Origin of the sequence: Aeribacillus composti (assembly GCF_007827555.1) — a bacterium.
Classification (GTDB): Bacteria; Bacillota; Bacilli; order Bacillales; family Aeribacillaceae; genus Aeribacillus; species Aeribacillus composti.
Map to the genome: position 1 here is coordinate 17465 of NZ_VISS01000010.1, position 11717 is coordinate 29181.

The window sequence follows — 11717 nt, forward strand, 5'->3', positions numbered from 1 at the left end:
AGGACAAATGGATTGAGAAGGAGGCAGGAAGGTAGGAAGCTTAAAAGCAGAAATCTTTTTATAACAACCTCTTTATTTTTACCTTATTTTTTTACTTTTCGCAATACATTTCAAGCTAAAAAACAGCGGAAAGTATTTTGAAGGGTATATTTTTAAAAAGCAGAGGAGATCTATTCGTCTCCTCTCACTAAGATCGAATAACTAAATTCGGTTTTTTATTCAAAGAATGGCGGCCATCGATAAAGCGCACTGTTCCGGATTTCGCACGCATCACAACAGAATGAGTCGTTGCAATAGAGCTTTTGAATTGCACACCTTTTAACAGCTCGCCATCCGTTACACCTGTTGCAGCAAAAATCGCATCATCGCCTTTTACTAAGTCTTCCATTCGAAGAGTTTTGTTGACATCAATCCCCATTTTTTTACATCGTTCCAGCTCCTGGTCATTTTGCGGCAGCAGCTTTCCTTGTATTTCTCCTCCTAAACATTTTAAAGCAACTGCTGCCAACACTCCTTCAGGAGCCCCTCCAGATCCGAACAAAATATCAACGCCCGTATGGTCAAAGGCGGTATTAATTGCCGCAGCGACATCGCCGTCATTGATCAGTTTAATGCGAACACCCGCTTCTCGAAGGGTTTGAATAATATGCTCATGTCTTTTTCGATTTAAAACAGTTGCTACAACATCTTCGATATCTTTATTTTTCGCCTTTGCAACAGCTTTTAAATTGTCGATAATCGGAGCATCAATATCTATGCACCCGACAGCTTCAGGCCCTACTGCAATTTTGTCCATATACATATCTGGCGCATGGAGCATGTTCCCATGGTCGGCTACCGCTATAACTGCAAGTGCATTCCAGCCGCCTGACGCCACAATATTGGTTCCTTCCAATGGATCTACGGCGACATCGACACGCGGGCCGTAGCCGTTGCCAAGCTTCTCCCCAATATACAGCATCGGAGCCTCGTCCATTTCTCCTTCTCCAATCACAACTGTTCCTTTCATCGGGATCGTATCTAGAACGGTTCGCATTGCTGAGGTCGCGGCATCATCCGCCTCATCTTTTTTGCCGCGGCCCATCCAACGTGCAGACGCAAGGGCAGCTGCTTCTGTCACACGTACAAGTTCCATTGATAAACTTCTTTCCATTTTGTGTTCCTCCCCCTTTGATGTCATTTCATGCAAAATTGGTGATTCTTATGAATTTTGCAATTGCTGAATTTCTTGGTCAGTTAATTTCTCCCTCCATATTTTGGCGCCAATCCCGGCAAGTTTTTCTTCCAAATGGCTGTATCCGCGATCAATATGGTCGATGCCGGTTACCTCTGTTATTCCATCGGCCATTAAACCCGCTGCTACAAGCGATGCCCCTGCCCGAAGATCGCTCGCTTTTACTTTTGCACCTTGAAGAGTTGACGGACCTGTTATGATCGCAGACCGACCCTCCACTTTGATTTGAGCACCCATCCTTCTTAATTCATCAATATGCTTGAATCTTGAAGAGTAAATGGTATCCGTCACCATGCTCGTTCCGTTCGCCTGTGTCAAAAGCGTTGTCATAGGCTGCTGCAAATCGGTTGGAAATCCCGGGTAAACGAGAGTTTTTATATCGACAGGCTTTAATTCTTTATTTCGACGGGCGATATAAACTTGATCATCGCTCGTTTCTACATGGACCCCCATTTCCCGAAGCTTCGCAATAAGGGATTCGAGATGAAGAGGTATGACATTGTCAACGATGAGCTCTTCTGCAATGCCGGCACCGATAATCATATACGTCCCTGCTTCAATTCGATCCGGAATAATCGAATGGCGGCAGCCATGCAGCTTTTCAACCCCATCGATCCGGATGACGTCCGTTCCGGCCCCTTTTATTTTTGCACCCATGCTGGATAATAAAGTTGCAACATCAATAATTTCAGGTTCTTTTGCAGCATTTTCAATAATTGTCCGCCCTTTTGCCAAGACCGCTGCAAGCATGATGTTTATGGTGGCACCCACGCTTACAACATCAAGAAAAATCCGAGCTCCTCTAAGCTCATCCGCACGCAAATAAATGGCACCATGCTCATTTGTTACAGAAGCACCTAAAGCTTCAAACCCTTTTATGTGCTGGTCGATTGGTCTCGGGCCTAAATGACAGCCGCCGGGAAGCCCGATCACCGCTTTTTTAAACCGGCCAAGCATCGCTCCCATTAAATAATAAGAGGCTCTCAGCTTTTTCACTTTTCCGTTTGGAAGCGGCATTGAAAGCATGCTTGTCGGATCGACTGTAATATCGTTTTGATGAAACGAAACTTTGCCCCCTATTTCCTCCAATAAATCGCCCAAAATATGTACATCAGATATATCCGGAAGCCCTTCAATCGTAACGGATGAGCTTGCTAAAATTGTTGCTGGAATCAATGCTACTGCGCTATTTTTGGCGCCGCTTACCTTCACCGTACCTTTCAACTTCTGCCCGCCTGCAACTTTTAACTTTTCCATAGCAGTCTCCCTTCTTGTGACCTAACAGTTTGCTAAAGAAAACGGGATCCAGATTTTCTTTAACAAACTGTCATGATGAAAAGCCCTCTTTACACATTGATTACCATTTGTTGAAAAATACATACGAAAAGGCGGCAATTTTATTGTACACAAATAGATAGGGCATGACAAAACGTTCATCAGAAAAACGAGCAGATTCTACTCCTTCAGGCGTTACAGCAAGTCAAAAGACCGGATTCGACGGCAAAAAATTTTTCAAACGGGGGAAATCCCCCGTTTTATCATTTATCGATTGTTCCAGTCTGCTAAAAATTTCTCAATACCTTGATCAGTCAGCGGATGTTTGAACAGCTGCATCAACACTTTATAAGGAATCGTGGCAATATGAGCTCCGCGCAATGCTGCCTCAGTTACATGCTGCGGATGACGGATGGAAGCAGCAATAATTTTCGTATCAATGCCATGAATATCAAATATTTGGGAGATTTCTGAAATGAGATTCAATCCATTATGACCGATGTCATCTAACCGACCTAAAAAAGGAGAAACATATGTAGCACCTGCTCTTGCAGCTAGTAGCGCTTGATTGGCGTTAAAAATAAGCGTCACGTTTGTATGAATTCCTAATTCTGAGAATTTTTTGACTGCTTTTAGACCATCAGGGGTCATAGGAACTTTTATCGTAATATTTGGTGCAATTTTAGCTAATTCTTGACCTTCCTTAATCATTTCTTCCGCTTTAGTTGAGATGACTTCCGCGCTGACAGATCCGGAAACAATGGATGTAATTTCTATCAATCTTTCTTCAAACGTTACGCCTTTTTCTTTTGCAACCAAGCTAGGGTTAGTTGTTACTCCTGACAAAACGCCTAGTGATTGAGCTTCCTTAATTTCTTCGATATTTGCTGTATCAATAAAAAATAACATGCCTGGTACCTCCCTTATGTGATCGCTTTCGCAAAAACAAGAAACGAAACCGCCATACTTCATAAAAGAAAGGCGGCCGTTAATTGCATAAAGAAATATGAAACCTTATCTATTTATTCTGCTTTTCCGGATGAACCGAATTCGCGCATTTTGCCTTTAACTGTTTCTTTAATGGCTTCCCGGGCAGGACCTAAATATTTGCGCGGATCATACATATCCGGATTTTCTGCCAAAACTTCGCGTACGCGTTTAGCAGATGCTATTTGGTTTTCTGTATTAACGTTAATTTTCGCAGTTCCTAAAGAAATTGCTCTTTGAATATCCTTTGTCGGAATTCCTGTTCCCCCGTGCAGTACTAATGGAACGCCAGTCCGGTTGCTGATTTCCTCCATTTCTTTAAAGCCTAGGTTCGGCTCTCCTTTATACGGACCGTGAACAGATCCCAATGCAGGAGCTAGGCAATCAATACCTGTCCGTTTTACAAGCTCTTCACATTCATTTGGATCAGCGTAAATAATTCCTTCTCCTACTACGTCATCTTCCTGTCCGCCGACAACACCTAATTCCGCTTCAACAGAAACACCATGTAGATGAGCAAGCTCCACTACTTTGGAAGTTAAAGCGACATTCTCTTCAAAAGGATGATGAGAGGCATCGATCATAACAGAAGTAAAGCCGGCATGAATAGCTTTTGCACATGATTCAAAGCTTGAGCCGTGATCTAAATGGATGGCAACTGGAACGGTAATTTTATAATCTTCCATCAAACCTTTTACCATGTTCACAACCGTTTTAAAACCGCCCATATAGCGACCAGCGCCTTCAGAAACGCCTAAAATAACCGGTGATTTTTCTTCTTCTGCTGCTTGCAGAATCGCTTGTGTGAACTCGAGATTGTTTAAATTAAACTGTCCTACAGCATAGCCGTTTTCTTTTGCACGATTTAACATTTCAGTCATTGAAACTAAGGGCATCGAAAAATCCTCCTTAAATTAAGTAGCCTATGTTGCGATTAGCGAAAAGCTCAAATCTAGCATGACCTGAGCAAGAAAAATGTATGTATGATGCCAATCATCTTTTCTTACTAAATAGAATACCAACTTATGAGGATTTCGGCAACTTTATCCCGATAAATTCATGGATTATACACTTTATTTCGTTCGGGAAGGCAAATATTTTCTCACTGTATCCCGCAGCTCGTCAATGTCAAACGGCTTGGCGAAGTGTGTTAATGCCCCTAAATCTTTCGCTTCCTGAATCATATCCAATTCTCCATACGCGGTCATGATAATGACTCGTATATCAGGGTTAACCTTTTTTAGCCTTTTTAAAATTTCAATCCCGTCCATCCCTGGAATTTTCATGTCTAATAAAACGAGATCAGGGGAATGGTTTTCGGCTATTTCTAATGCCTGAAAACCGTTAGCAGCTTGAAAAGTTTGATAACCCTCTTTATTGAACACTTCATTCAGCAAAATCCGAATTCCGTATTGATCGTCGACAATTAAAATTTTTCCATCCATTTTTACACCTCTTAACTTAAACAAATGCAATACTTTTTAAAATTTTATTTAGTTATGTATTCTCGATTAAATTACAATTTCCTGCCAACCGGTTCACAAATTATTCATATTTTGATTCTTCGCCGCTTTTTCTTATTATATAAGCAGAGAACTTTGTATAAAGGTGGCTGATGATTGAATGTTAAAAATTTTTACGACACAATTAACAGGGTTTTTCCAAAGAATTCAAGAGAAAGAAAACAGCCAAATAGAAGATGCCGCACGTCTTCTGGCGCAAGCTGCAATCGGAGAAGGCGCCATTTATGTAAAAGGATGGGGAATTCTTGAAGGAATTTATGCCCAAGTTGAAAAAGGAGAATCCTTTCCGGCATGCAAGCCTTTGCCTGATGTGGATAACGTAACCGCAGCAGACCGCGTTCTCCTTTTCACTCCGTTTTCGACTGATCTTGATGCGATTGATACTGCGCAGCAATTGGCCGAAAAAGGGATTCCAACCGTTGGGGTTTCCGCAACTGTTAACGGCGAAAAAAGCTTACAGCAATTTGTCGATATACATGTAGATTCCAAATTAACAAAACCCATTATTCCCACTGAACATAATGAACGAATCGGCTTCCCTGTGCTCATGACTTCATTATATGTTTACTACTGCTTATTTTTGACTGTGAAAGAAATATTGGAGGAACATGAAGAATAAACTTTACATGCAAGAATGCGAAGAAATTGGCAAATCGCCAATTTCTTTTTTTATGAATTAGCATAGAAACCTATTGATTTCAAATTTAGTCCTCTCTTGTACAGACTTTAGACCTTTATCAATACATTTTGTAGTGCAGAGAAGCTGATGACCTGTTTCATGATTTACAATGCGTTTTTATGAAAAATCGCGTATAAGTCTTTTTTGCGATACTCTAATAAAATTTTATGAAAAATGCGACGCCGTTTATAGGGATGGTTTTTAAATTTAGAACAGCGTCGATTTCCCGGCCGATTCTTTCTTCAAAATGAAAAACAAAGCCGCTGCTTTCGGAAATCAGTGAAAGATTTGTCGTAATAAAAAAATTTGTATTACGAGCAAAAAAAGGCTGTCTAACCAATCGTTCAGACAACCTTTTCTTTCATTTCTTATTGATTTTTCTTGTTTAGAGAAGCGTGAATGAACTCCCGGAAAAGAGGCTGCGGTCTAGTTGGCCGTGATGTAAACTCCGGATGGAATTGGGACGCAACAAACCAAGGGTGGTCTTGTAATTCAATGATTTCTACTAACCGTCCATCTGGACTTGTTCCGGAGAATACAAATCCGGCCTCTTCCATTTGCTGACGGAACTCATTGTTAAATTCGTACCGATGGCGATGACGTTCATAAATTACTTCATCGTTGTAGGCTTCATAAGCCTTTGTTCCTTCTTTCAATTTGCAAGGATATAAACCAAGACGGAGCGTTCCTCCTAAATCCTCTACTTCTTTTTGCTCCGGAAGCAAGTCAATAATCGGATATGGAGTGTTTGGATCAATTTCAGATGAATTCGCACCTTTTAATCCTAGAACGTTGCGGGCAAACTCGATCGAAGCTACCTGCATGCCAAGACAGATGCCAAGGAAAGGAATTTTTTGTTCGCGGGCGTATTGAGTCGCGATTATTTTCCCTTCCACTCCCCTGTCTCCAAATCCGCCAGGAACTAATATACCTTCAGCTCCCTGAAGCAAGTCTGCTACATTCTCCTTCGTAACATGCTCCGCATTGATCCAATCAATTTCCACATCGGCATCATAATAATATCCGGCATGCTTCAAAGCTTCCACAACGGAAATATAGGCGTCCTGAAGCTCGACATATTTGCCGACTAAGGCGATTTTAACTGTTTTTGATAAATTGCGGACTTTATTGACAAGCTCGATCCATTCCGTCATATCAGCTTGTCCGCATTGAAGATCCAAATAATCGCAAACAATTTGATCAAGGTTTTGTTCTTGCAATGCTAAAGGGACGCTGTAAAGAATATCGGCATCACGGCATTCAATGACAGCTTTCGGTTCAATGTCGCAGAACAAAGCAATTTTATCTTTCATCTCTTGGGAAATCGGCATTTCTGTGCGCACTACAATCACATTTGGCTGTATTCCCAATGAGCGCAATTCTTTCACACTATGCTGTGTCGGCTTTGTTTTCATTTCTCCTGCTGCTTTAATATATGGCACAAGAGTACAATGAATGTACATGACGTTTTTGCGGCCTGCTTCATTTTTCATTTGGCGGATTGCTTCCAAAAACGGCAATGATTCAATATCTCCGACGGTACCGCCGATTTCGGTAATAACGACATCAGCATTTGTTTCTCTGCCAGCGCGAAAAACGCGGTCTTTAATTTCATTCGTAATATGGGGGATGACTTGAACGGTTCCGCCTAAATAATCGCCTCTCCGTTCTTTTTTAATGACGGCCGAATAAATTTTTCCTGTTGTGACATTGCTGTACTTATTTAAATTAATATCAATAAAGCGCTCGTAATGGCCTAAATCGAGGTCAGTCTCAGCGCCGTCATCCGTCACGAACACTTCGCCGTGCTGATACGGACTCATTGTCCCCGGATCAACATTGATATATGGATCGAATTTTTGAATCGTCACATTCAACCCGCGGTTTTTTAGAAGTCTGCCAAGAGATGCGGCAGTAATTCCTTTCCCTAAAGATGAAACAACGCCACCGGTTACAAAAATATACTTGGTCATGCAAAAATTCCCTCCAGTTGCAATCTATCCTTTTGTTAATTTGCACAAAATAAATCGTCAGAAGGCATCAACAAAAAAATATGAAAGCTCCCTTCCTTTTCGGAAAGGGAGCTTTCATATTGTAATTTGTTTTCCGTACTTTTAAAGCCCAATTAAAATATTAGCGAGGAAAACTATGAAAGTCAACCCTTAAATTTAGGACATTATTGTTCGTCCAATTCTTCCTCATCGAGATCGAAATCAGCATCCAACTCGTCATCTTCTACATCGTAATCATCGTCAATTAGTTCATCATCAAAGCTTTCATCATCTTCTTCGTCCTCAAAATCATCGTCTTCTTCATCAAGATCAAGCTCTTCTTCATCCACATAATCGTCAAGATCGTCATAGTCAAGATCGTCTTCAACCAAGTCTTCATAATCGTCAAGATCTTCTTCATCGTATGCAATCTTCGCTTTTTTCTTCTTCGTTTTAACCGTCGGCTGGGTTTCTTCTTCAATTTGATCGAGCGGATACCAGCTCTTAATGCCCCAGCTATTTTCCCCAATGCAAATAAATTTTCCATCTATATTTAAATCCGTATAAAACTGTGCAATGCGTTCGGTCGCTTCTTCCTCCGAAAGCCCTAATAAACTGCTAACTTCTTTCATTAATTCTTCAAACGGTATAGCTTGCCTTTTTTCGGAAAGAATAAGGTAAGCGATATCCACCATCGACATTTCTTTCAGCTGCTCCTGCGAGTATTGCGTTAAGCTCAAGGTCAGGCACTCCCTTTCTCGTCTTTCATCTATCTTTATTAAATGAAAGGGCAACGAAAATAGAATAAAGCATGATATAATTCCGAATGATGAATGCCGCCCTTTCAGTGATGTACCATATGATACGTTTGCATACCATTCATTATAAACAAATTTTACAACTTTATGCTACCGTATTGTGTCTTGATTTTAAATTTTTTCGTCAAATTCCATTGTCTATCTTTCTATTTTTTAAAATCTTAAGGCGCCCTTGTGGCGCCTTTTAAAATTGCTTTCTATCTAATCATATCTTTATGAAATGAGCTCTTGCTCCTTCGATTCGCCAAAAACAGCTTTTTCCAGCAGCTCCGCTACATCGTACGTTTTCACTTTATTTTCAACCTCTTTTGCTTTCGTTCCATCTGTCAGCATTGTTAGACAATATGGACATCCGGAGCTGATCACGCTTGGATTGACAGCCAGTGCTTGTTCGGTGCGCGCAACATTGATGCGCACTCCCGTGTCTTCTTCCATCCACATAAGGCCGCCGCCGGCTCCACAGCACATGCCCGTTTCCCGATTCCGTTCCATTTCAACAACTTTTACACCTGGAATGGATGCCAAAATTTCACGGGGCGGATCATAAATTTCGTTGTATCTTCCAAGATAACAAGAATCGTGGAAAGTAATCGTTTCATTCACTTCATATTTCGGAACGAGCTTCTTTTCTTTCAACAGTTTTGCTAAAAGTTCTGTATGATGGTACACTTCGGCTTCAAAACCGAAATCCGGATATTCATTTTTAAATATGTTGTAAGCATGCGGGTCGATTGTAACAATTTTCTTCACATTATATTTTTCAAATTCGGCTATGTTGCTTGCAGCAAGCTCTTGAAATAAAAACTCATTGCCGAGGCGCCTCGGTGTGTCACCTGAATTTTTCTCTTTATTTCCTAATATAGCAAATTTCACACCTGCTTCGTTCAAAAGTTTAGCAAACGATAAAGCGATTTTTTGGCTGCGATTATCAAATGATCCCATGGAACCGACCCAGAATAAATATTCAAACTCCTCGCCTTGCTTTTTCAATTCCTTCACCGTTGGCACGTAGACATCTTCTCGTGATTTGCGCCAATTTTCCTTATCTTTGCGGTTTAGGCCCCACGGATTTCCTTGCCGCTCAATGTTTTGCATCGCCCGCTGCGCATCCGGATTCATTTTTCCTTCTGTTAATACAAGGTAGCGGCGCAGGTCAATGATTTTATCGACATGTTCGTTCATTACTGGACATTGGTCTTCACAATTCCGGCACGTCGTACATGCCCATATTTCTTCCTCTGAAATGACCTCCCCGATGAGGCTTGGATTGTAGTCGAGAGCCGCCGCCGCTTCACCTGTTCCCTTTTGCAGCGACTGAAGGGCCAGCTGATTTCCCATCGTATTTTGAAATGCAAAGGCAGGCACCCAAGGGGACTTGGAAGTGATGGCAGCCCCTTTATTTGTTAAATGATCCCGAAGCTTTATGATTAAATCCATCGGCGAAAGCATTTTTCCAGTACCAGTCGCCGGACACATATTTGTACACCGTCCGCATTCAACACAGGCGTACAAATCGAGAAGCTGCGTTTGCCGGAAATCTTCAATTTTTCCGACTCCATATGATGTTTGAGTTTCGTCTTCAAAATCAATTTTCTCCAACTTCCCTGGATTTGACAAACGACTTAAAAAAACATTGGCAGGTCCTGCAATTAAATGGGCATGTTTAGACTGAGGGACATACACTAAAAATGTGAGCAAAATGAGCAGGTGCACCCACCAAAAAACGTAAAAAATAACAGCGGCGCCTGTTTCACCGACAAAGCCCAGCAGGAAAGCAGCCGATGAGGCAACAGGTTCACTAAAGCTTCGTTCATATCCCCTCCAAATCATGTACATACCGTTTCCAAGCAGTACAGACAGCATTAATCCGCTGATAAAAATAAGGACAAGTCCGGATTTAAACCCTCGTTTTAAACGGACAAGCTTTTCAATGTATCGCCGGTAAAAAGCAGCAACTACCGCTACTAAAATAAGGAGGGTAACAATTTCTTGGAAAAAGGTGAAAATCGGGTATAACGGTCCGAAAGGCAAATGGCTCCCCGGAATCAGCCCTTTTAAAATGAAATCAATCGCACCGAATTGGACAAGAATAAAGCCGTAGAAAAAAATAACATGAACCCAGCCCATTTTCTTGTCTTTTAATAGTTTTTTCTGTCCGAACACATTGACCCAAATCCGTTCGAAACGTTCTTTTACCTTCCCGTCAAATTCTTCTTTTTTTCCAAGTTTGATATAAGCAATTCTAGTTTGAATTAAATAAATAAACAAATACACCGCGTAAACGGTTACAAGCAAAAACGCAAAAAAATTAATCCATAATAGTGTATTCATTATTCTCCCCCATTCATAAAATCCCCCTGTTGTATTTGACTGAAATTTCGGACGTTTCTTAATTATATTATATAATGAATGAACGTTCAGTCAATTCGCCAAATCGTTGAAAATCGGAACCATTTTTCCTTTGTTTCGTATATAATGACAGTTATTTATTTCTAAAATATTGAACAAATTCCAAAATTTATTTGTTAATTTTGCTAGAGGAGTGCCGGAAAAATGGATACGACTGACATTGTCGGGCTCATTAAACAACACCATCATCAAATAAAAAAAACTGTCAAAAGGACTGTGAAAAACGAATCTCTTGTTGATGATATCGTCCAAGAAGTTTGTATTAAAATATATATATATTTTCAAACGAATGATATGCCTACCAATATCAGCGCTTGGATTACGACTGTCTCAAAAAATACAGCCACCGACCATCTTCGAAAAATTCAACGAAACAATCATTTGCTAAACCATCTGCAGCAAGAAGCAATTTTTCACAACTGCTCAGAATGGAATCCCGAATCCGAGGCCTTATTAAAACAAATGATTGAATATGTGCAAAATGCATTAAACGAAATGGATCCTAATACAAAAAAGATTATTCTATTGCGGCAGCAGGGATTATCCTATACAGAAATTGCCCAGCAGATGAATTTGCCTAAAAATACGGTGAAAACAAAAATTTTCCGCGGCCGAAAACAGTTAATGACATTTCTGCAAAAGAACGGGGTTTTTCAAAATGATTTATGAGGATGTTAGTTTTCAATATAACTAAGCGACCAATAATCTCTGCAACGACTGCCGGGCGTTTGCTGAACAACTCAAACAGCGTTCACATCGCTGTGGAAAACTCTCTTGACCTAGCAATAGAGCCTGCAATTT

The 11717-nt window shown here is 40.7% G+C and carries 10 protein-coding genes; 2 read left to right on the plus strand and 8 right to left on the minus strand.

What is annotated here, in order from left to right:
• Positions 1–187: 187 nt before the first annotated feature.
• The 5 genes from glpX to FB379_RS06805 form a co-directional block, all read right to left on the minus strand.
• A complete protein-coding gene (glpX, locus tag FB379_RS06785; protein WP_063389037.1) occupies positions 188–1153 on the minus strand; it encodes a class II fructose-bisphosphatase in 966 nt (321 codons plus the stop codon).
• A 48-nt stretch (positions 1154–1201) separates the two neighbouring features.
• Positions 1202–2491: a UDP-N-acetylglucosamine 1-carboxyvinyltransferase gene (locus FB379_RS06790; RefSeq protein WP_063389038.1), complete on the minus strand. Its 1290-nt coding sequence runs from the start codon at positions 2489–2491 to the stop codon at positions 1202–1204.
• A gap of 285 nt (positions 2492–2776) precedes the next feature.
• Positions 2777–3418, minus strand: a complete 642-nt coding sequence (gene fsa / locus FB379_RS06795; RefSeq protein WP_144597583.1) for a fructose-6-phosphate aldolase — start codon at positions 3416–3418, stop codon at positions 2777–2779.
• Positions 3419–3531: 113 nt separating this feature from the next.
• Positions 3532–4392, minus strand: a complete 861-nt coding sequence (locus FB379_RS06800; protein WP_063389040.1) for a class II fructose-bisphosphate aldolase — start codon at positions 4390–4392, stop codon at positions 3532–3534.
• Between the two features lie 177 nt (positions 4393–4569).
• Positions 4570–4941 carry a response regulator gene (locus FB379_RS06805; RefSeq protein ID WP_144597586.1) on the minus strand — a complete coding sequence of 124 codons (372 nt, stop codon included), beginning with the start codon at positions 4939–4941 and terminating at the stop codon, positions 4570–4572.
• Positions 4942–5119: 178 nt separating this feature from the next.
• Here FB379_RS06805 and FB379_RS06810 point away from each other — a divergent pair, with 178 nt between their 5' ends.
• Complete coding sequence (locus tag FB379_RS06810) at positions 5120–5638, plus strand: DUF2529 domain-containing protein (protein ID WP_144597588.1); 519 nt, start codon at positions 5120–5122, stop codon at positions 5636–5638.
• 428 nt (positions 5639–6066) lie between these two features.
• On the opposite strand, the gene FB379_RS06815 is transcribed toward FB379_RS06810, so the two are convergent.
• From FB379_RS06815 to FB379_RS06825, 3 genes are all read right to left on the minus strand, one after another.
• On the minus strand, positions 6067–7671 hold the full coding sequence (locus FB379_RS06815; protein ID WP_063389043.1) for a CTP synthase: 1605 nt from the start codon (positions 7669–7671) through the stop codon (positions 6067–6069).
• A 203-nt stretch (positions 7672–7874) separates the two neighbouring features.
• A complete protein-coding gene (gene rpoE / locus FB379_RS06820; RefSeq protein WP_117016863.1) occupies positions 7875–8429 on the minus strand; it encodes a DNA-directed RNA polymerase subunit delta in 555 nt (184 codons plus the stop codon).
• A 291-nt stretch (positions 8430–8720) separates the two neighbouring features.
• Positions 8721–10838, minus strand: coding sequence for a (Fe-S)-binding protein (locus tag FB379_RS06825; protein WP_117016864.1), 2118 nt, complete (start codon positions 10836–10838; stop codon positions 8721–8723).
• A gap of 222 nt (positions 10839–11060) precedes the next feature.
• Between FB379_RS06825 and FB379_RS06830 the strand changes: the two genes are divergently transcribed.
• Positions 11061–11585 carry an RNA polymerase sigma factor gene (locus tag FB379_RS06830; RefSeq protein WP_063389046.1) on the plus strand — a complete coding sequence of 175 codons (525 nt, stop codon included), beginning with the start codon at positions 11061–11063 and terminating at the stop codon, positions 11583–11585.
• The last annotated feature ends 132 nt before the right edge of the window (positions 11586–11717 follow it).

What these genes read in the sequence shown, in the direction of transcription:
- glpX (WP_063389037.1), bottom strand. Translation starts at nt 1,153, where the DNA reads ATGGAAAGAAGTTTATCAATGGAACTTGTACGTGTGACAGAAGCAGCT.
- FB379_RS06790 (WP_063389038.1), bottom strand. Translation starts at nt 2,491, where the DNA reads ATGGAAAAGTTAAAAGTTGCAGGCGGGCAGAAGTTGAAAGGTACGGTG.
- fsa (WP_144597583.1), bottom strand. Translation starts at nt 3,418, where the DNA reads ATGTTATTTTTTATTGATACAGCAAATATCGAAGAAATTAAGGAAGCT.
- FB379_RS06800 (WP_063389040.1), bottom strand. Translation starts at nt 4,392, where the DNA reads ATGCCCTTAGTTTCAATGACTGAAATGTTAAATCGTGCAAAAGAAAAC.
- FB379_RS06805 (WP_144597586.1), bottom strand. Translation starts at nt 4,941, where the DNA reads ATGGATGGAAAAATTTTAATTGTCGACGATCAATACGGAATTCGGATT.
- FB379_RS06810 (WP_144597588.1), top strand. Translation starts at nt 5,120, where the DNA reads ATGTTAAAAATTTTTACGACACAATTAACAGGGTTTTTCCAAAGAATT.
- FB379_RS06815 (WP_063389043.1), bottom strand. Translation starts at nt 7,671, where the DNA reads ATGACCAAGTATATTTTTGTAACCGGTGGCGTTGTTTCATCTTTAGGG.
- FB379_RS06825 (WP_117016864.1), bottom strand. Translation starts at nt 10,838, where the DNA reads ATGAATACACTATTATGGATTAATTTTTTTGCGTTTTTGCTTGTAACC.
- FB379_RS06830 (WP_063389046.1), top strand. Translation starts at nt 11,061, where the DNA reads ATGGATACGACTGACATTGTCGGGCTCATTAAACAACACCATCATCAA.